General features: G+C 39.5%; 17 protein-coding genes, 2 rRNA genes and 1 pseudogene. 7 read left to right on the top strand and 13 right to left on the bottom strand.

Annotated features, from left to right (window positions below):
* The 3 genes and pseudogenes from BACCOP_RS02720 to BACCOP_RS02710 all read left to right on the top strand — a co-directional run.
* A pseudogene (locus tag BACCOP_RS02720) lies at positions 1–455 on the top strand (IS21 family transposase); the annotation flags it as partial.
* 6 nt (positions 456–461) lie between these two features.
* A complete protein-coding gene (gene istB / locus BACCOP_RS02715; RefSeq protein WP_040311749.1) occupies positions 462–1,184 on the top strand; it encodes an IS21-like element helper ATPase IstB in 723 nt (240 codons plus the stop codon).
* A gap of 259 nt (positions 1,185–1,443) precedes the next feature.
* Complete coding sequence (locus BACCOP_RS02710; RefSeq protein WP_007565965.1) at positions 1,444–2,577, top strand: acyltransferase family protein; 1,134 nt, start codon at positions 1,444–1,446, stop codon at positions 2,575–2,577.
* A 69-nt stretch (positions 2,578–2,646) separates the two neighbouring features.
* Here the strand turns inward: BACCOP_RS02710 and recQ are convergent, their stop codons facing one another.
* The 5 genes from recQ to lptB all read right to left on the bottom strand — a co-directional run bounded on the left by recQ (position 2,647) and on the right by lptB (position 9,470).
* Positions 2,647–4,830 carry a DNA helicase RecQ gene (recQ, locus tag BACCOP_RS02705; RefSeq protein ID WP_007565964.1) on the bottom strand — a complete coding sequence of 728 codons (2,184 nt, stop codon included), beginning with the start codon at positions 4,828–4,830 and terminating at the stop codon, positions 2,647–2,649.
* A gap of 151 nt (positions 4,831–4,981) precedes the next feature.
* Positions 4,982–6,226, bottom strand: a complete 1,245-nt coding sequence (clpX, locus tag BACCOP_RS02700) for an ATP-dependent Clp protease ATP-binding subunit ClpX (RefSeq protein ID WP_007565962.1) — start codon at positions 6,224–6,226, stop codon at positions 4,982–4,984.
* 25 nt (positions 6,227–6,251) lie between these two features.
* The gene (gene clpP, locus BACCOP_RS02695; protein WP_007565960.1) at positions 6,252–6,923 is read right to left on the bottom strand and encodes an ATP-dependent Clp endopeptidase proteolytic subunit ClpP; all 672 of its coding nucleotides are present in this window, start codon (positions 6,921–6,923) and stop codon (positions 6,252–6,254) included.
* A gap of 172 nt (positions 6,924–7,095) precedes the next feature.
* A complete protein-coding gene (gene tig / locus BACCOP_RS02690; RefSeq protein WP_007565955.1) occupies positions 7,096–8,442 on the bottom strand; it encodes a trigger factor in 1,347 nt (448 codons plus the stop codon).
* A gap of 203 nt (positions 8,443–8,645) precedes the next feature.
* Complete coding sequence (gene lptB, locus BACCOP_RS02685; RefSeq protein ID WP_007565953.1) at positions 8,646–9,470, bottom strand: LPS export ABC transporter ATP-binding protein; 825 nt, start codon at positions 9,468–9,470, stop codon at positions 8,646–8,648.
* A 170-nt stretch (positions 9,471–9,640) separates the two neighbouring features.
* Here lptB and BACCOP_RS02680 point away from each other — a divergent pair, with 170 nt between their 5' ends.
* Both BACCOP_RS02680 and BACCOP_RS02675 read left to right on the top strand, forming a co-directional pair.
* A complete protein-coding gene (locus tag BACCOP_RS02680; protein ID WP_007565951.1) occupies positions 9,641–10,381 on the top strand; it encodes an MlaE family ABC transporter permease in 741 nt (246 codons plus the stop codon).
* 2 nt (positions 10,382–10,383) lie between these two features.
* A complete protein-coding gene (locus tag BACCOP_RS02675; protein WP_007565950.1) occupies positions 10,384–11,151 on the top strand; it encodes an ABC transporter ATP-binding protein in 768 nt (255 codons plus the stop codon).
* 92 nt (positions 11,152–11,243) lie between these two features.
* Here the strand turns inward: BACCOP_RS02675 and BACCOP_RS19190 are convergent, their stop codons facing one another.
* The 6 genes from BACCOP_RS19190 to BACCOP_RS02650 form a co-directional block, all read right to left on the bottom strand.
* Positions 11,244–11,942 (bottom strand): TapB family protein, encoded by a 699-nt coding sequence (locus BACCOP_RS19190; protein ID WP_148315646.1) that lies wholly within the window; start codon positions 11,940–11,942, stop codon positions 11,244–11,246.
* A 210-nt stretch (positions 11,943–12,152) separates the two neighbouring features.
* The gene (gene der, locus BACCOP_RS02665; protein WP_007565946.1) at positions 12,153–13,466 is read right to left on the bottom strand and encodes a ribosome biogenesis GTPase Der; all 1,314 of its coding nucleotides are present in this window, start codon (positions 13,464–13,466) and stop codon (positions 12,153–12,155) included.
* Positions 13,467–13,506: 40 nt separating this feature from the next.
* Positions 13,507–14,388 (bottom strand): GTPase Era, encoded by an 882-nt coding sequence (gene era / locus BACCOP_RS02660; protein ID WP_007565944.1) that lies wholly within the window; start codon positions 14,386–14,388, stop codon positions 13,507–13,509.
* A 78-nt stretch (positions 14,389–14,466) separates the two neighbouring features.
* Positions 14,467–15,468, bottom strand: coding sequence for a beta-ketoacyl-ACP synthase III (locus BACCOP_RS02655; protein WP_022126000.1), 1,002 nt, complete (start codon positions 15,466–15,468; stop codon positions 14,467–14,469).
* A 111-nt stretch (positions 15,469–15,579) separates the two neighbouring features.
* Positions 15,580–15,765, bottom strand: a complete 186-nt coding sequence (gene rpmF, locus BACCOP_RS19475; protein WP_007565939.1) for a 50S ribosomal protein L32 — start codon at positions 15,763–15,765, stop codon at positions 15,580–15,582.
* A gap of 16 nt (positions 15,766–15,781) precedes the next feature.
* Positions 15,782–16,309 carry a YceD family protein gene (locus BACCOP_RS02650; RefSeq protein ID WP_007565937.1) on the bottom strand — a complete coding sequence of 176 codons (528 nt, stop codon included), beginning with the start codon at positions 16,307–16,309 and terminating at the stop codon, positions 15,782–15,784.
* Between the two features lie 349 nt (positions 16,310–16,658).
* On the opposite strand from BACCOP_RS02650, the gene nagA (BACCOP_RS02645) reads away from it, so the two are divergent.
* Together nagA (BACCOP_RS02645) and nagA (BACCOP_RS02640) are read left to right on the top strand one after the other, a co-directional pair.
* Positions 16,659–17,825, top strand: a complete 1,167-nt coding sequence (nagA, locus tag BACCOP_RS02645; RefSeq protein WP_007565935.1) for an N-acetylglucosamine-6-phosphate deacetylase — start codon at positions 16,659–16,661, stop codon at positions 17,823–17,825.
* A 24-nt stretch (positions 17,826–17,849) separates the two neighbouring features.
* On the top strand, positions 17,850–19,019 hold the full coding sequence (gene nagA, locus BACCOP_RS02640) for an N-acetylglucosamine-6-phosphate deacetylase (protein ID WP_007565932.1): 1,170 nt from the start codon (positions 17,850–17,852) through the stop codon (positions 19,017–19,019).
* A 101-nt stretch (positions 19,020–19,120) separates the two neighbouring features.
* Here nagA (BACCOP_RS02640) and rrf read toward each other — a convergent pair.
* Both rrf and BACCOP_RS02630 read right to left on the bottom strand, forming a co-directional pair.
* A 5S ribosomal RNA gene (rrf, locus tag BACCOP_RS02635) occupies positions 19,121–19,229 on the bottom strand.
* An 86-nt stretch (positions 19,230–19,315) separates the two neighbouring features.
* Positions 19,316–20,119, bottom strand: a 23S ribosomal RNA gene (locus BACCOP_RS02630); the annotation flags it as partial.

Below are 20,119 nucleotides of genomic sequence, written 5' to 3'. Positions count from 1 at the left end.
GTGGGAGGCAGGAAACTGTGGCCTCCACATTATCCGCAGCATACATACGCTATACCACAGTCAGGGACATCTCGCATCCAGCTGCAGGTGATTATGAGCGTCGCAGCCTATATGTGGAGAAAGCAAAAGATATATCACCTGACTGCCATGAATATGTAAAAAGAATCTTTGACCCCAAACGTACCGCACAGCCTGAAGAGGTGTATTACAAGCTGTGCAACTCCATAGTCAGCCTCAGAAGGAAGTATGACCTTGCCACGTTTGACCTTACCTGCCGTCAGTGCATGGAGTACGGTATTTACTCCTACAGCAAGTTTGAAGCCATACTCAGACGTAACGGCATGAATGCATCCGCAGACGAGACGGTAATCTTCCATGCGCCTACACCGTCAAACCACGGGAACATGCGCGGAAAAGACTATTTTACAGGAAATGACATAAACCAACAACAATAAATGATTATGAGCAACGAAACAGAAAGAACACTGCACGAGCTGAAGCTTCCGGGAATGGCAAGCTGCTGGAGCTCTCTGGAAGAAACACATCAGTTGGACAAGCTTACCCTGCGTGAAGGCATGCAGATCATGCTCCAGTACGAACGTGACACGAGAGGGAACAACCGCATCCAGCGTCTTATAAAGAATGCCGGCTTCCGTCTGAGAGCCTCGATGGAAGAACTTGAAACGGACACGGCAAGGGGCATACAGACCTGCTCTGCAGCCGACCTTGCAACCGGAAATTACATCACGGGCGGAATGACGGTCATCATTACCGGACCGGCAGGAACCGGGAAGTCCTACTTTGCCTGTGCCCTGGGTGACAGGGCATGCAGGAACGGCCGGAAGGTACTGTACTTCACGATGAACATGCTCATCGAGAACCTGAAGCTTGCACATCTGGAAGGACGGGAAACAAACTTCTTCCGGAAGCTGAACGCACATGACCTGCTGATTATCGATGACTTTGGGATGGTCAAGCTGGACGGCCAGATACAGCATGACTTTGAACAGATCATAGATGACCGGTACAACCGGAAGGCACTCATCCTGGCCAGCCAGCTTCCCGTTGCAGACTGGTATGATGTGTTCCAAAGCGAGCTCATTGCGGAAGCCTGTCTGGACAGAATCGTGCATAAGGCAATAAAATTTGACCTTAAAGGAGAGAGCCTAAGAAAGAAGTATTAACTTTGCCAACAACACTGAATACTAACTGGGGACTGAACGGATATCACCGGAAATGCTGAACGGGTATCCGCCGGAATATGCAAACAGACACAATCCGACAAAACAATAATCCGCAACGCCATACTGTTCTTTTTCGTCTAAGCAGATGACAGAATAAAAAGACTATTTTAGCCACTTATTGTCTATATTATTTGCTAGAAGTTGTCTATCTTTGTCCGCTGTTGAATAAAAATCTTTTATAACGCAGTAAAAAATAACTATGAACACGCAAACCACTTATCTTGCATCGAAGCCTCATTACGAAATTCTTGACGGGCTTCGAGGAGTAGCTGCCATTATGGTCATTATCTTTCATTTATTTGAAACTCACTCACTAGGGAATCACTTGATACAAATTATCAATCATGGATACCTTGCTGTTGATTTTTTCTTTATGCTTTCAGGATTTGTAATAGGCTATGCCTATGACGACCGATGGGATAAAATGACATTAGGAACATTCTTTAAGCGACGCATCATCCGCCTGCACCCTATGGTCATCATGGGAAGCATCGTTGGAGCTGCACTTTTCTATTTCCAGCAATCATCTTGCTTTCCACAGATAGAACATACACCAGTAGGGGCATTATTGTTAATTATGCTACTGGGATGTACATTACTTCCACTTCCTTTGAAATGGGATGTACGAGGATGGACAGAAATGCATCCATTGAATGGCCCAGCATGGTCGTTGTATTATGAATATATAGCCAATATTCTCTATGCCCTCTTCATACGTCGTTTCAACAAAATAGCTCTTACTGTTTTAGTCGTTATTGCAGCTTGCTTTACAGTATATCGCAGTCTGACAGCCCCAATGGGTGATATGGTAGGTGGATGGGCACTAAACTGGGAACAACAATATGTAGGCTTTGTACGATTAATGTATCCTTTTTTTGGAGGATTACTCTTATCCCGACTTGGATGGTTGATACGAATTAAGAAAAGAGCCTTTTGGTATTGTGCTCTGATTATTATCGTCATATTATCAATTCCCCGTCTAGGAGGTGAAGAGCATTATTGGATGAACGGACTCTATGAATCATTCTGTATCATCTTCATATTCCCTATAATTGTTTCCATGGGAGCTGGTGGTAAAGTAACAGGCAAATACTCCAGCCGTATTTGCAAATTTTTAGGAGATATTTCATACCCCATTTATATCACTCACTACCCTCTGATATATATTTATACTGCCTGGGTATGTAATAACAATGCAACAATCACGGAAGGAATTCCTTATATGATACTTGTTTTAGTAGGAGCAATTGCCTTGGCATATGCCTCTCTGAAACTATACGACGAGCCTGTTCGTCGCCGACTTACAGAACGCTTTCTGAAAAAGACGAAATAAAAATAACGAACCGTGGCAGTAAACTTGCTAATTGCTTACTGCCACGGTTAAAATTAAAATGAGCTACTATTAATTTGCCATTTCCGAGATAAACTTGATACGAACCAGACGAATTTCTTCTTCGGTATAATCAGCTCCTAATTCATCCATCGCGTCATCTATCTTATCTGTTGTCGACTCTTTGAAGTAATCATAAATATCAAGCATATGATCTTCATCCATGACATCATTCAAGAAGTAGTCGATATTCAATTTTGTTCCTGAATAGACAATAGCTTCTATTTCATCAAGCAATTCATTAAACTCAATACCTTTTGCTACTGCTATATCATCTAAAGCAACCTTACGGTCAATACTCTGAATAATCGAAACTTTCAGTTTTGATTTATTAGCAACAGTACGAACACGCAAGTCTTCCGGACGATCTATCTCATTTTCTTCGCAATGCTTTTTAATCAACTCGCAGAACTCCTGTCCATAACGTTTAGCTTTTCCCGCACCTACACCCGGAATGTTCTGCAATTCTTCTAATGTTACCGGATATATAGTAGCCATAGCCTCCAATGAAGGATCCTGGAAAATTACATAAGGAGGAACGTCGAGCTTTTTCGACATTTTCTTACGCAAGTCTTTCAACATAGAGAATAGAACCGGATCAACAGCACATGAAGCACCACTTCTCATCGGAACTTCTTCTACATCTTCATCATCAAAATCAGCATCTTCTACGATCTTAAATGATTTCGGCTTTTTCAAAAACTTATGGCCTTCTGGAGTAACTTTCAGTAAACCATAATTTTCAACGTCTTTACTCAAATAACCAGCTATTAAAGCCTGACGAATGACAGCATTCCAAAGACGTTCATCCTCACCCATACCAGAGCCGAAGACTTCCAGGTCTTCATGTTTATGCGCCAATACTTCCGACGTTTCCTTTCCTAAAAGGATGTCAACTATATAATCTTGTTTAAAGTTTTCTTTTACTGCAATGATTGTTTCAATCACTGCACACAACGAATCCTGAGCCTCCACTTGTTTTTTCGGATTTAAACAGTTATCACAATTACCACAATTATCTTCAGTATATTCTTCTCCGAAATAATGCAATAAAATCTTTCTACGACATAATGACGACTCAGCATATGCTGCTGTTTCCAACAACAATTGCTTTCCAATTTCTTGTTCTGAAATAGGTTTACCTTGCATAAATTTTTCCAACTTTTGCAAGTCCTTATTCGAATAGAAAGTGATACACATACCTTCTCCACCGTCACGTCCTGCACGTCCTGTTTCCTGATAATATCCCTCTAAGCTTTTCGGAATATCATAATGGATAACGAAACGTACATCTGGCTTATCGATTCCCATACCAAAAGCGATTGTTGCGACAATCACTTCAATATCCTCTTTCAGAAAAGCATCTTGATTGGCATTACGAGTAGCCGAATCCATACCTGCATGATACGGACGAGCCTTAATACCATTAGCCTGAAGGATTTCTGCCAACTCTTCCACCTTCTTACGACTCAGACAATAAATAATGCCTGATTTTTCCGGGTTCTGTTTAATAAAGCGAATAATATCCTTATCCACATTATTTGTCTTAGGACGTACTTCGTAATACAGGTTAGGACGATTAAATGAAGATTTAAACTCCGTCGCACCTACCATTCCCAAGTTCTTCTGAATATCCATCTTCACTTTAGGAGTAGCCGTCGCCGTCAAAGCAATAACCGGTGCTTTACCGATTTCATTGATAATAGGACGGATGCGACGATATTCCGGACGGAAGTCATGTCCCCATTCAGAGATACAATGTGCTTCGTCAATAGCATAAAAAGAGATCTTCACATGTTTCAGAAAATCTACATTTTCTTCTTTTGTCAGCGATTCGGGAGCAACATATAATAATTTTGTTTTCCCAGCCAGAATATCAGACTTTACCTGATCTATCGCCGATTTTGTAAGCGATGAGTTAATGAAATGCGCCACTCCATCTTCTTCGCTGAAGTTTCGCATAGCATCAACCTGATTTTTCATAAGAGCAATGAGCGGAGATATAACTATAGCCGTCCCTTCCATTAACAAAGAAGGTAACTGATAACACAACGACTTACCACCACCGGTAGGCATTAAAACAAAAGTATCCTTCCCGGCTAGTAAGTTGCTAATTATAGCTTCTTGATTTCCTTTAAATGTATCGAAACCAAAATACTTCTTCAACTGTTCCGCTAAATTAATCTTTTCCGCCATTGTCCTTTTATTTTAGTGATTTTCTAATTCTTCAAGATGTAAATCCCGCTTTACGTATGTAACAAAGTTATAAACAACTTTTGATATTATACAAATAAAAAAGAAATTATTTTAATGAAGAACTTTATTTTCTCATCACTTACCAAAATTTTCAGGCCATTTGCAAACGAGACAAATTAGCTTTATTCATTTGTTCTTTCGCATAATCCAATGTTATGACAAATGTTTCTACCTTATGCGATGGAACTTCAAACATTGCATCCATAACAATTGTTTCTACTATCGATCTTAAACCGCGAGCTCCCAATTTATATTCGACAGCTTTATCTACAATATAATCAAAGACCTCTGGCTGAAACTCTAGCTTCACGCCGTCCATCTCAAACAATTTGATATATTGTTTAATAATAGAATTCTTCGGTTCTGTCAGAATATTACGCAATGCTGTACGGTCCAGCGGATTCAAGTAAGTCAGAATAGGCAAACGTCCAATGATTTCAGGAATCAGTCCAAAAGACTTCAAATCCTGCGGAGCAATATATTGCATAAGATTTGCACGGTCTATTTTCACCTTCTCTTTTGCAGCTCCATATCCTACAACATTCGTATTCAAACGTTGGGCTATTTTACGCTCAATGCCATCGAAAGCACCTCCACAAATAAATAAAATATTTTTTGTATTGACAGGAATCAGTTTCTGTTCTGGATGCTTACGGCCTCCCTGAGGAGGAACATTTACGATAGAGCCCTCAAGAAGTTTCAACAAACCTTGCTGCACTCCTTCTCCACTTACATCACGAGTAATAGATGGATTATCTCCTTTACGGGCTATTTTATCTATCTCATCGATAAATACTATACCGCGCTCAGCTTCCTCAACATTATAATCGGCAACCTGCAACAGACGTGTCAAAATACTTTCTATATCTTCACCTACATAGCCGGCTTCAGTCAGCACTGTAGCATCAACTATGGTAAAAGGAACATGCAATAACTTTGCAATAGTACGAGCCAATAATGTTTTTCCCGTACCTGTACTTCCCACCATAATGATGTTAGATTTTTCGATTTCCACATCATCTTTCGACGAAGGTTGCAACAAACGTTTATAATGATTGTAAACAGCAACAGAGAGGTAACGTTTAGCATCATCCTGACCGATAACATACTGGTCAAGAAAATCTTTAATATCTTTGGGTTTAGGAAGTTCTGCCAGATTAAGGTCTGTACTATTTCCTTTCTGACGCATAGCTTCCTGTACAATCTCATGAGCCTGTTCCGAACAACTGTCACAGATACATCCATTAACACCTGTTATCAAGAAACCGACTTCATCTTCCGTACGTCCACAAAAGCTACAACGCCGTTTATTCTTTTTAGTTGATTTATCTTCCAAAGTTATATCGTTTTAAATTAAAAACTTATAATGCAGGCTTACGAGAAAGTACCTCATCAATCATACCATACTCTTTTGCTTCTTGAGCCGTCATCCAATAATCACGGTCAGAGTCGGCCCATACCTTGTCAAATTCTGTATGAGAGTGATCTGAGATAATAGTATAAAGCTCTTTCTTTAACTTTTGGATTTCACGAGCTGTAATTTCAATATCAGAAGCCTGTCCTTGTGCTCCTCCCATCGGCTGATGAATCATTACACGTGAATGAGTCAACGCAGAACGCTTTCCTTCTGCTCCTGCAACCAATAACACAGCTGCCATTGAAGCAGCCATACCCGTACAAATAGTAGCGACATCGCTAGATATAAACTGCATCGTATCATAAATGCCCAGTCCTGCATAAACAGAACCACCAGGAGAATTTATATAAATAGAGATATCTTTTCCAGAGTCAACAGAATCCAGATACAACAGCTGAGCTTGCAATGTATTGGCTGTATAATCATCAATCTGAGTACCGAGAAATATAATACGGTCCATCATAAGACGAGAAAAGACATCAAGCTGTGTTACATTCAATTGACGTTCTTCCAAGATATAAGGATTGAGATATCCAGCTTGTGACTTAATAACATCATCAAGCACCATACTGCTCATGCCCAAATGCTTGGTAGCATATTTTCTAAAATCGTCCATTAGTCTAATCTATTAATTGTGAATAATAAAAAGAACAAAAGAGAAGCTTTTGATGGCTTCTTCCCACAATAGAACAAAAGTACAAAAACCGCTGTTCAATCGGGCGAAAGCCAGACCAAAAGCCCCTCTTTTAGCAAGTTTTAGCAATTCGCCTTAGCTTACTGCAGGGAAATTACTGAAACATTTTATTGAATTCTTCTGCTGAAACAGCTTTATGATTCAATGTAACCTGACCTTTCAGTATTTCTGACAATTTAGCTTCAACAACACGGTTGACTAATGCTTCTACACTTTCACGTTTCTTCAACATTTCCTTAGAATAGTTTTCCAACAATTCATCAGGTACATTAATCATACCATACTGAGCAAACTGAGCACGAGTAGCTTCCTTAGCCATATTAGTAATGTCAGCTTGTTCTACCTTGATGTTGTTTGCAGCAACCAATTTTTCTTTAATCAGGTGCCATGTCAGCTCTTCAAGGCTCTTTTCATAATGTTCTGCAACGAACTCTTCACCTTTTTCCTTGTTGTTTTCCAACATGATGCGCTTCATCAGTTCGTCTGCAAATTCCAGTTTACCAATCTTATTTACAACATAGTTGCGAACGTCGATCAAGAACTTATAGTCGCTATCAGCTTCGAACTGCTTAGCAATTGTTTCTTTAATCTGTGCACGGAATTCTTCTTCGCTGTGAGCTTTTCCTTCACCCAAAACCTGATCGAACAATTCCTGATTCAAGTCACCCGGAATCATACGAGTGATTTCTTCAATCTGGAAACTGAAGTTACCTTTATAGTTTGCAACTTCTTCTTTCTTAATCTTCAGCAAAGAAGCTAATTCAGCTTCGTTGTTATCGAATGCAGTTGCAGGATTGAATACCAATACTGTATTTGTCTTAGCACCGTTGAAGATAGCTTTCTGATCGTCATTCTTCATATAAGTAGGCATCATTACAGCACCTTCTACCTGAAGACCACCTTCTTTTGTGTTGCCATTTTCATCCAGCTCAGCCAACAAACCTTTCAGCATATCATTTTCCTGATATTCCTCAACTTTATCATATTTTGCAGTACGCTGAGTGTACATCTTAACCTGCTGATCTACCATTTCATCAGTTACATTGATATCGTAGTAATCAACAGTATCATTGTTAGACAATTCAACATTGAATTCAGGAGCCAAAGCAATATCAAATGAGAATTCAAAGTTTTCATCTGCCTCAAAATTCACATTATTTTCTTTAGGCAGAGGAGTACCCAGCATATTCACATTATTTTCACGAATATATTCGCCAACTTTTTCCTGCATCAGCTTATCAACTTCTTCTACCAATACAGAAATACCATACTGCTTCTTAATCAAAGCCATAGGAACCATTCCTTTACGGAATCCGGGCATATTAACTCTCTGACGAAGAGTTTTCAACGATTTTTCTACTTTTTCCTGATAGTCAGCCTTTTCAATCTGAACAGTAAGCACTGCGCTTACCTTGTCTACGTTTTGCAATGAAATATTCATTTCCGACTTATTTATTTAATTATTACTATATTCCAGTTTATTCAAAGAGGTTGCAAAAATAGTGTTTAATCTTGCAATAACCAAAATGTCTAAGTAAAATTTATAAAAAACGCAAGTAAGCTTTTGTGATTTCATTTATATATACATACCAAAGAAGCCAGTTCTAAAAAAAGTTTCCTGCTGTATACCATTCACACTATCACTTATTCACGTATTTCTCTATTAAGTTGAAAATCTTTCCTGCGTAACACAAAACTGTTACTTAGATACTTTTCCCTTACAATCTTGTTTTCAGCAAGTTCTTCAGGTGTACCCTGGAAAAGTATTTTTCCTTCAAACAACAAATAGGCACGGTCTGTGATACTTAGTGTTTCCTGCACATTGTGGTCAGTAATCAATATACCAATATTTTTATCTTTCAGCTTCCATACAATATGCTGAATATCTTCGACCGCAATAGGGTCTACACCGGCAAACGGTTCGTCAAGCATAATAAACTTCGGGTCGATAGCCAGACAACGTGCAATTTCTGTACGGCGGCGTTCACCTCCCGACAATTGGTCACCTAAGTTTTTACGTACCTTCTGCAAACGGAATTCAGCAATCAAGCTTTCCAGTTTTTCTTTTTGATATTCCTTCGAAGTCTTTGTAAGCTCCAGAACCGAAGCAATGTTATCTTCCACACTCATTTTACGGAAAACAGAAGCCTCCTGTGCCAAATATCCGATACCATTCTGGGCACGCTTATATACGGGATAATCAGTAATATCCTGATTATTCAGATAGATATGCCCCTCATTAGGAACAATCAATCCTGTAGTCATATAAAAAGAAGTTGTCTTACCAGCACCATTCGGTCCCAGCAGTCCGACAATTTCCCCCTGTTTCACATTAATGGAAACATGGCTTACGACCGTACGCTTACCATATTTTTTGACCAGATTCTCAGTACGAAGTACCATACGTCCATCCGATGGAAGTTCAAATGTTTCTTCAGCAATATACTGTTGGTTTTCCTGCTCTGCCATAAAGTTGTTTAATAAAGATTTAAGAATGAAGGATCAATCCTTTCATTACCGCAGCAAAAGTAGTAAAAATCTTGGGTTCTGTGGTAATTCCTCCCATTTTCATCTCTGCTTTTATTATAATATAGCTAAAAAACAGTACTTTTGCACAAAATTAGACTCAAATAACAAATATGGTAAGACCAATTACTACTTTGGGTAAATACCTCATGCTAATGGGAAGAGTATTTGCCCGCCCGGAACGTTTCCGAATGTACCTCAAACAATATCGTAATGAAATGGCACAGTTAGGTATCAACTCAATTGGTATCGTATTGCTGATTTCTTTTTTCATCGGTGCTGTTATCTGCATACAAATTAAGCTAAACATTGAAAGTCCATGGATGCCACGTTTTGTTGTAGGATATACCACCCGTGAAATCTTGTTGCTAGAGTTCTCTTCTTCCATCATGTGTCTTATTCTTGCAGGTAAAGTTGGTTCAAACATAGCCTCGGAAATAGGAACCATGCGCGTCACTCAGCAAATTGATGCGCTCGATATTATGGGAGTGAATTCAGCATCATATCTGATCCTTCCCAAAATTCTAGGACTTATGACAATGATTCCGTTGCTCGTAACTTTTAGTATTTTTGCCGGAGTGATTGGAGCCTTCTGTACAGCGTGGTTTGCAGGTATCACTAATGCTACCGATTTGGAATATGGATTCCAATATAGTTTCGTAGAATGGTACGTATGGTGCAGTTTTATCAAATCACTTGTTTTCGCCTTCATAATAGCCAGCGTATCAGCTTACTTCGGATACACTGTAGAAGGAGGATCTATCGCAGTAGGAAAGGCTAGTACCGATTCTGTCGTATGCAGTAGCGTACTGATCCTGTTCTCCGATTTAATACTCACCCAATTACTTAGCTAACAATGATACAAATTAAATCACTCTATAAATCATTTGAAGATCGTACCGTATTGAATGACATCAACTTTACCTTTGAAAACGGGAAAACAAACCTGATAATTGGACAAAGTGGTTCGGGAAAAACGGTACTCATGAAATGCCTGGTAGGACTTCTCACTCCAGAAAATGGAGAAGTTTTGTACGATGGACGTAACTTGATTACCATGGGGAAAAAGGAAAAGAAAGCTTTACGTCGGGAGATGGGTATGATCTTCCAAAGTGCAGCATTATTCGACTCTCTGTCTGTATTAGAAAACGTCATGTTTCCGCTGGATATGTTTTCTAATATGACTTACAGAGAGCGTATTAAACGCGCTGAATTTTGCTTAGACCGTGTTAATCTGATAGATGCAAAAAATAAATTTCCAGGAGAAATAAGTGGTGGAATGCAGAAACGTGTAGCCATAGCACGGGCAATCGCTCTTCAGCCACAATATTTATTCTGCGACGAACCTAACTCCGGTCTAGACCCTAAGACTTCACTCGTTATTGATGAATTAATTCATGACATCACAACTGAGTATAATATGACTACCGTCATTAATACTCATGACATGAATTCGGTACTGGGAATCGGTGACAGCATATTATATATCTATCAAGGACATAAAGAGTGGGAAGGTACGAAGAATGAAGTTTTTACAGCGACTAACCAACGTCTGAACGACTTTATTTTTGCATCAGACTTACTTAAAAAGGTGAAAACTGAAGGAGAAAAAGAAAATCGATAACTCTTCATCCTTTCACAAAAACGGATACTGTGTTTCGTAATAATCAGAAAAACAGTATCCGTTTTTTATTTTAGTCTTCTTTACACGAAAGGCTAATTTTCTATTTTTGTCAATGTTTTTGTCATCTTTTGTCCCAACTTTCGACTGCTTTCTTCATGCTTCACCAGTCCTACTCCTTTAGCATACCATTCGATAACCTGACTTTCATCCGAAAACATAAAAAACTTCACTTTCATAGAGTAAGTTACCTTCACACAATCAAATTCATCAGCCGGTGTAGAAATAGTTTCTGTACCCTCATATTGCCCTTTCATTGAAACAGTCATCGTCACAGGCTTAATCCGGATAGTCATTTCACCTGATTCAATCTTTTCTCCTTTCTGCCGCTTTTCATTTAAAAGCAAACAGATTTTCCCGTTTGTATCAAACTTTGCCTTGGTCGAGGTCATGTCTTTCTTATTTAAAGCTTCTGCCATCATACCACAAATATTATCCTTCATAGACTCTCCATCCTGCAAATAAATCAGTGTATTATTATTTGCATAAGCTACTTTCTGGTAAAACAGAGTATCTTTCATCTTTTCATTCATCTTTGGCACAAAATCACCCAAAGTTATAAAAGTAGAATCATTTACTTTTTCCACATTCACTACTGAAGTATAAGTTTCAGCTTTCTTTTTTCCAGTAAGAACTTCATAATAAAGTTTCTGACCCTTCTGAATACTACAATACTGAGCAGATGCAGCTATAGCTGATAGCATACAAACAAGTAACAAAACGTAGTTTTTCATAACAGTAAAATATTAGATTCACGTCATTTTTACCAACTTAAAAAAAGCACGGCGATAGATAACAAAAATACACTTTTTTTTACAGAGCCAAGAATTTTATTCATATTCTTAAAACGACAGACATCAATATGATATTTAACAAAAAAAATCTTCTTTCTGGTCATTTAAGACCTGAAAGAAGATTTTTCCACAAACATCAGAAATACCCAATTATTTCTGACGGATAAAAATATTTATCGGAGTACCCGAAAGTTTCCAACGTTCACGTATCTGATTTTCAAGGAAACGCTTGTACGGTTCTTTCACATACTGAGGTAAGTTTGCAAAGAATACAAACGAAGGCACCTGAGTATTGGGTAACTGAGTAATATATTTAATCTTAATATATTTACCTTTATTTGAAGGAGGTGGATAAGCCTCTATCATAGGAAGTAACTCCTCATTCAAACGAGCTGTCGGAATTCTAGTTGTACGAGCCTGATAAACTTCCTTTGCAGCTTCCAACACTTTAAAAATTCTTTGTTTTGTCAATGCAGAAGCAAAAATTATCGGGAAATCGGTAAACGGTGCAAAACGATTACGAATAGCTTCCTCGTAATTCTTCATCACCTTTGCGGTCTTTTCTTCTACCAAATCCCACTTATTCACTACAACGACAAGTCCTTTCTGATTTCGCTGAATAAGTGAAAAGATATTCAAATCCTGCCCTTCTATACCTCTCGTTGCATCCAGCATCAGAATACACACATCCGAATTCTCTATAGAACGAATAGAACGGACCACAGAATAATATTCCAAATCCTCACTTACTTTATTCTTTTTGCGAATACCAGCTGTGTCGACCAAGTAAAAATCGAAACCAAACTTATCATAACGTGTATAGATAGAGTCACGAGTAGTCCCCGCAATTTCAGTTACGATATTTCGTTCTTCTCCGATAAAAGCATTTACAATAGAAGATTTTCCAGCATTAGGACGACCGACAACAGCAAAACGAGGAATATCTTCATCTAAAATTTCGTCTGATTCCTTTTTAAATTTGCTTACGATCAAATCCAGCAAGTCACCTGTTCCACTTCCACTCAAAGCAGAAATACAATACGGATCTCCTAATCCCAAAGAGTAAAACTCAGCTGCATTATATTGCAAATCATTGTTATCAGTCTTATTGGCAACAACGATAACCGGAGTTTTGGCACGACGCAAAATAGAAGCTACCTGCATATCCAAATCCGTTACTCCATTTGTAACATCGACAACAAACAATACAACATCCGCTTCGTCTATAGCCAAAACGACTTGTTTACGAATCTCTTCTTCAAAAATATCTTCCGAATTAACTACCCAGCCTCCAGTATCTACTACTGAGAACTCCTTTCCCAACCATTCCGATTTACCATACTGGCGGTCGCGGGTTGTTCCGGCCTGTTCATTTACAATTGCCTGACGCGTCTTAGTCAGACGATTAAACAGTGTCGACTTTCCCACATTGGGACGTCCTACGATTGCTACTAAATTTCCCATACTTTTTTATTGATTGACGGCTGTCACAGCCGATGAAATGTTAATCTAATTGATAACCAAAATTCTTTAGCTCTTTGTCAGAACTTCTCCAATCTTTATCCACTTTCACAAACGTTTCCAGATAGATAGATTTTTGGAAAAAATGTTCCAATGTTTTACGTGCTTCGGTAGCAACTTTTTTCAAAGCTTTTCCCTGATGTCCGATAATTATACCTTTTTGAGATTCACGCTCCACATAAATAACAGCATTAATATGAATACTCTTGGCATCTTCTTTAAACTGTTCAACTACGACCTCTACCGCATAAGGTATTTCTTTGTCATAATATAACAAAATCTTTTCACGAATAATTTCAGTTACAAAGAAACGAGCAGGCTTATCGGTCAACTGGTCTTTGCCAAAATAAGGAGGAGAATCGGGTATCAGCTCCTTAATACGCTTCATCACCACATCGACATTAAATTTTGCCTTTGCAGAGATAGGTATAATTTCTGCTTCAGGCAACATTTCATGCCATTCTTCAACCAACTTAACCAGTTCTTCCTGGTTAGTTAAATCAATTTTATTAATCAACAGCAAAACCGGAACTTTAACACGACGCACCTTCTCCATAAAGTCTGCATTCTTATCCGGCTTCTCTATCGTATCAGTCACATACAGCAAAACATCTGCATCTACCAATGCCGATTCAGAGAAGTTCAACATAGACTCCTGAAGTTTGTAATTAGGCTTCAAAACCCCTGGAGTATCAGAGAAGACAATCTGCATATCATCCGTATTCAATATACCCATAATACGATGACGAGTTGTCTGCGCCTTGAATGTAGCAATAGAAATGCGTTCTCCTACCAACAAGTTCATCAATGTAGATTTTCCGACATTTGGATTACCTACAATATTTACAAATCCGGCTTTGTGCATAATTATTTTTTAGTAACATACAAAAAAACGCACCGTATTGGGATGCGTTCTTTTGTATGTGTTAATTAATATTGTTCATTACTTGTTACCATCATAACCCCACTTCACATACGCAGCACCCCAAGTAAATCCGGCTCCGAATGCAGTGAAAATTATATTGTCACCTTTCTTCAACTGTTTTTCATAATCCCATAAACAAAGTGGCAATGTTCCGGCACTTGTATTGCCATAACGTTGGATGTTAATCATTACTTTATCCAATGGAACCTCTAAACGAGAAGCAACAGCATCAATAATACGCAAATTCGCCTGATGTGGGACGATCCAGCTGATATTATCTTTATTCAAACCGTTTCTTTCAGCTATTTGAGCAGTAACATCCGACATATTAGAAACTGCATATTTAAATACAGTTCTACCCTCCTGATACAAATAATGCATCTTGTTGTCTACAGTAAAATAAGAAGGAGGACATACAGAACCACCCGCTTTCATATGTAAGAAAGGCAATCCCTTGCCATCTGTTCTCAATATTGAGTCCATGATACCATAATCTTCAGTTGTTGCTTCTACCATGCAAGCAGCAGCGCCGTCACCAAAGATAGGACATGTAGCACGATCTGAATAATTCACCATTGATGACATCTTATCAGCACCAACAATGATAATTTTTTTATGTCTGCCAGACTGAATCATACTTGCAGCTGTTTCCATAGCATAGAGAAAGCCGCTACATGCAGCCTGCAAGTCAAATGCATACGCATTCTTCAAACCCAATTTATCACACAAAATTGAGGCAGTAGAAGGGAAATGATAGTCAGGAGTAGTAGTTGCAACAATTACGCAATCAATAGAATCAGGATCTGAATTTGTTTTTTGCATTAATTGTTTTGCAGCCTTACGTGCCAAATAAGAAGTACCTAATCCTTCTTCATTCAGTATACGTCTTTCTTTTACTCCGATACGGGTCATAATCCACTCATCGTTGGTATCGACCATTCTTGACAGTTCTTCATTGGTCAAAACATAGTCAGGTACATAGCCACCGACTCCTGTAATTACAGCATTTATTTTTTCCATCATTTCAGATTTTAGTTTGCATATTCCTATAAAAAAACAGCCGGAAGAGCCGAAAGCTCTCCGGCTTTATTCTTTCAGTGAATCACACAAACGTGTTCAACAAAGCGTTTATTAAAGAGCAGCTTCTTTTTCGATAGCTAATTTACCTCTGTAATAACCGCAAGCACCACATACAGTGTGATAAACATGCCATGCGCCGCAGTTAGGGCAGATGGCCAAAGTAGGAGCAACTGCTTTATCGTGAGTTCTTCTCTTAGCAGTTCTCGTTTTTGATTGTCTTCTTTTAGGATGTGCCATTTTTCTAAAACTTTATTTAATTATTATCTAATATTTTTTTCAAATCCTTCCAACGTGGATCGATTTCACGTTCCACATCGGGGTCTGCATCATTTTCTTCAACATCATCCATATAATCCTCATCGTCTGCAGACGAACGCAAATGCTTGCTCAAAGCTCCCATCATTGCTTTATTACATTTTCCCGGAGCATGTACATGTTTCATCGGAAGGCTCAACGCAATGAATTCATAGATAAACCATGCAACATTGATGTAACCATCTTCTTCAGGTACTACTACAATATCATTTTCATCAGAGAAAGTTGCTCCCATCTTTACCTTCAGCTCATCATCTATATCAACAGGAATTTCCATATCATCCAAACAACGGTCACACGGAACAACGACAAAACCTTCTGTATGAAAGTTTAAGACAAAAACTCCCATACTTTTTTTTACCGTCAATGCAACTCGCAGCTTTCCTTTCTGTATCTCCGGAGCATCAATGCTGATAAAAAAATCATTGTCCAAGACATATTCATAATGACATACGTCTTCAGACATATTCTTTAATTCTACCTTGTATGTACTAAGCTTTCCCAATTCGCAATACTATATAAATCGGGCGACAAAGATACAAATAATAATTCATTTTATCTAGTCTTTCTATTTTTTTATTCATAAAAATAAATACTTAACGTTTCATTTATCTTCTAATGGAAAGATTTATCAAATAAAAAAGTGTTTATGACCTTTCCGTATAATGGGTATTATATTCATATAAATCTCCTTTTTGACCAGAAAACAAATATTTTTTTTAAATAATCACTGCTATAATCATAAATAAACATATTATCTATCGGACAATTAATTAAATTTGCAGAAAATATAAAAGAAATAAAATCTTATTCCTATGTTAACTCAAATAATTAACGCACGTATTTTAACTCCTCAAGGGTGGTTAAAAGACGGTTCTGTCTTGATCAGGGACAACAAAATACTAGAAGTAACAAATTGTGACCTGGCAATTGTAGGTGCTACACTCATCGATGCAAAAGGAATGTACATTGTACCGGGAGGAGTTGAAATCCATGTACATGGAGGAGGAGGACGTGATTTTATGGAAGGCAACGAAGAGGCTTTTCGTACAGCAATCAAAGCTCACATGCAGCATGGGACAACAAGTATATACCCCACTCTATCTTCTTCAACAATACCAATGATTCGTGCTGCAGCCGAAACTACAGAAAAATTAATGAGTGAACCAGACAGTCCTGTTCTTGGACTTCATTTGGAAGGACATTATTTCAACATGAAAATGGCCGGCGGTCAAATGCCCGAAAATATAAAAGATCCAACTCCGGAAGAATATATCCCCTTACTGGAAGAAACTCATTGTATCAAACGTTGGGATGCAGCTCCCGAACTTCCTGGAGCTATGCAGTTTGGTAAATATATTACCTCTAAAGGAGTTCTGGCTGCAGTAGGTCATACACAAGCAGAATTTGAAGACATTTATACCGCATTCCAAGTAGGATATACCCACGCAACTCATTTCTATAATGCAATGCCTGGATTCCATAAACGCCGCGAATATAAATATGAAGGAACAGTAGAAAGTATTTATCTGATGGATGATATGACAGTAGAAGTTGTAGCAGACGGTATTCATGTTCCTCCTACAATTCTCCGCTTAGTCCATAAAATAAAAGGTGTAGAAAAGACTGCATTGATTACCGATGCATTAGCATGTGCAGCAAGTGACAGCAAAGAAGCTTTCGACCCACGTGTTATCATCGAAGACGGTGTATGCAAATTAGCCGACCGCTCCGCACTGGCAGGAAGTATCGCTACCATGGACCGTTTGATTCGTACAATGGTACAAAAAGCTGAAATACCACTGGAAGATGCAGTAAGAATGGCATCTGAAACTCCAGCACGCATCATGGGAGTACTTGACCGGAAAGGAACTTTGGAAAAAGGAAAAGATGCAGACATTATTGCCCTCGACCGCGATTTAAATGTACGTGCCGTATGGGCAATGGGTAAATTGGTAGAAGGAACCAATAAACTATTTTAATTACATTTTAAATAATCGATATTTATGTTGACACAAATCATAAACGGACATATCCTCACTCCGCAAGGATGGCTAAAAGACGGATCTGTCCTTATCAGCGACGGAAAAATACTAGAAGTAACCAACAGCGATCTTGCAGTCATTGGTGCAACCGTGATTGATGCTAAAGGCATGTACATCGTTCCAGGTTTTATAAGCATGCACGCACACGGAGGAGCTGGATATGATTTTACAGAGGGAAGCACTGAAGCTTTTCAAAAAGCAAGTCTGGCACATTTGAAACATGGAGCAACATCTATTTTTCCTACACTATCTTCTACCAGTTTTGAGAATATCAAGCAGGCTGTCAAAACTTGTGAAGCTCTAATGAAAGAGCCTGGAAGCACTATTCAAGGCTTACACATCGAAGGTCCTTACCTTAATAAAAAAATGGCAGGAAGCCAATGGGAAGAGTTTTTAAAAGATCCAGATTCCAATGAATATATCCCCCTCATAGAAAGTACTCAATGCATCAAACGTTGGGATATCAGCCCGGAATTACCTGGAGGACATGAATTCGGTCAGTATATGCGTTCAAAAGGAATTATGGCAGCAATCACACATACTGAAGCTGAATACCCTGAAATAAAGGCAGCCTTTGAGTCAGGATTCACCCATGCCGCACATTTCTATAATGCTATGCCCGGATTCCATAAACGCCGTGAGTACAAATACGAAGGTACCGTAGAAAGTGTATACCTCACAGACGGAATGAGTGTGGAAGTCATAGCAGATGGTATTCATCTGCCAGCAACAATATTGAAACTCGTCTATAAATTAAAAGGTGTCGAACAAACCTGCCTTGTTACAGATGCTTTAAAATATGCGGCATACGATGGTGAGCCTATTGATGACCCCAGATATATTATCGAAAATGGTGTATGCAAATTAGCAGACCATTCTTCACTGGTCGGCAGTCTGGCAACCATGGATACACTGGTACGGACAATGGTAAAAAAAGCCGCTATACCTCTTGCGGATGCTGTCCGTATGGCTTCAGAAACTCCGGCGAAGCTTATCGGCATCGACTCGTCGAAGGGCACGCTCCAGAAGGGCAAGGATGCGGACATCCTCATCATAGACAAGGACATCAGCATCAGGTGCGTCTTCTCCTGCGGCAGGACCGTGGAAGGTATGAACACCCTGGTACATTGAGACGCTTCCGCCGCCGTACTCCCGGAGCCGGCGGCGTTTTTTCTGCCCTCATGCAAAAAAGAAAGCCCCGCGGCACTTGTGATGCTGCAGGGCTTCTCCTAAGACGGCGACTACCTACTCTCCCACTTGCGCAGTACCATCGGCGTGACGAAGCTTAACTTCTCTGTTCGGAATGGGAAGAGGTGGAACCTTCGTGCAATAGTCACCTGAATATCCTTTATGTATTCATGACTAACAAGCAGGTAATTCAAGCACTTCTCAAGAAGCTGAAAGTATATATCACCCATCCTTCCTGACAAGGAAAGCATACGGGCAATTAGTAATGCTCGGCTTTGGTATCTCTACCTTTACACCTGCATCCTATCAACGTCATCGTCTTTGACGACCCTGAGAAATCTAATCTTGTGGCCGGCTTCGTACTTAGATGCTTTCAGCACTTATCCGATCCCGACTTAGATACCCGGCGATGCACCTGGCGGCACAACCGGTAAACCAGAGGTCGGTCCAACACGGTCCTCTCGTACTAGTGTCAGAGCCACGCAAATTTCATACGCCCACGATAGATAGAGACCGAACTGTCTCACGACGTTCTGAACCCAGCTCGCGTGCCACTTTAATGGGCGAACAGCCCAACCCTTGGGACCTTCTCCAGCCCCAGGATGTGACGAGCCGACATCGAGGTGCCAAACCACTCCGTCGATATGAGCTCTTGGGAGGGATCAGCCTGTTATCCCCGGAGTACCTTTTATCCTTTGAGCGATGTCCCTTCCATACGGAAACACCGGATCACTATGCTCTAGTTTCCTACCTGCTCGACTTGTCTGTCTCCCAGTCAAGCGCCCTTCTGCCATTACACTCTGCGGACGGTTACCGATCGTCCTGAGGGCACCTTTAGAAGCCTCCGTTACGCTTTTGGAGGCGACCACCCCAGTCAAACTACCCACCAAGCAATGTCCTCTTACCAAGAGTTAGAATTCAAACAAACAAAGGGTCGTATTTCAACAGCGGCTCACAACACTGCGTGCTGCTCAAGCTCGACTATCTACAATCGCGTGCCAATTCATGCTAAGCTATAGTAAAGGTTCACGGGGTCTTTTCGT

Source organism: Phocaeicola coprocola DSM 17136 (assembly GCF_000154845.1).
Classification (GTDB): Bacteria; Bacteroidota; Bacteroidia; order Bacteroidales; family Bacteroidaceae; genus Phocaeicola; species Phocaeicola coprocola.
Note: the sequence above shows the minus strand (reverse complement) of the source record. Positions and strands in the feature narration are given on the sequence as shown.

What these genes read in the sequence shown, in the direction of transcription:
- istB (WP_040311749.1), top strand. Translation starts at nt 462, where the DNA reads ATGAGCAACGAAACAGAAAGAACACTGCACGAGCTGAAGCTTCCGGGA.
- BACCOP_RS02710 (WP_007565965.1), top strand. Translation starts at nt 1,444, where the DNA reads ATGAACACGCAAACCACTTATCTTGCATCGAAGCCTCATTACGAAATT.
- recQ (WP_007565964.1), bottom strand. Translation starts at nt 4,830, where the DNA reads ATGGCGGAAAAGATTAATTTAGCGGAACAGTTGAAGAAGTATTTTGGT.
- clpP (WP_007565960.1), bottom strand. Translation starts at nt 6,923, where the DNA reads ATGGACGATTTTAGAAAATATGCTACCAAGCATTTGGGCATGAGCAGT.
- tig (WP_007565955.1), bottom strand. Translation starts at nt 8,442, where the DNA reads ATGAATATTTCATTGCAAAACGTAGACAAGGTAAGCGCAGTGCTTACT.
- lptB (WP_007565953.1), bottom strand. Translation starts at nt 9,470, where the DNA reads ATGGCAGAGCAGGAAAACCAACAGTATATTGCTGAAGAAACATTTGAA.
- BACCOP_RS02680 (WP_007565951.1), top strand. Translation starts at nt 9,641, where the DNA reads ATGGTAAGACCAATTACTACTTTGGGTAAATACCTCATGCTAATGGGA.
- BACCOP_RS02675 (WP_007565950.1), top strand. Translation starts at nt 10,384, where the DNA reads ATGATACAAATTAAATCACTCTATAAATCATTTGAAGATCGTACCGTA.
- BACCOP_RS19190 (WP_148315646.1), bottom strand. Translation starts at nt 11,942, where the DNA reads ATGAAAAACTACGTTTTGTTACTTGTTTGTATGCTATCAGCTATAGCT.
- der (WP_007565946.1), bottom strand. Translation starts at nt 13,466, where the DNA reads ATGGGAAATTTAGTAGCAATCGTAGGACGTCCCAATGTGGGAAAGTCG.
- era (WP_007565944.1), bottom strand. Translation starts at nt 14,388, where the DNA reads ATGCACAAAGCCGGATTTGTAAATATTGTAGGTAATCCAAATGTCGGA.
- BACCOP_RS02655 (WP_022126000.1), bottom strand. Translation starts at nt 15,468, where the DNA reads ATGGAAAAAATAAATGCTGTAATTACAGGAGTCGGTGGCTATGTACCT.
- rpmF (WP_007565939.1), bottom strand. Translation starts at nt 15,765, where the DNA reads ATGGCACATCCTAAAAGAAGACAATCAAAAACGAGAACTGCTAAGAGA.
- BACCOP_RS02650 (WP_007565937.1), bottom strand. Translation starts at nt 16,309, where the DNA reads ATGTCTGAAGACGTATGTCATTATGAATATGTCTTGGACAATGATTTT.
- nagA (WP_007565935.1), top strand. Translation starts at nt 16,659, where the DNA reads ATGTTAACTCAAATAATTAACGCACGTATTTTAACTCCTCAAGGGTGG.
- nagA (WP_007565932.1), top strand. Translation starts at nt 17,850, where the DNA reads ATGTTGACACAAATCATAAACGGACATATCCTCACTCCGCAAGGATGG.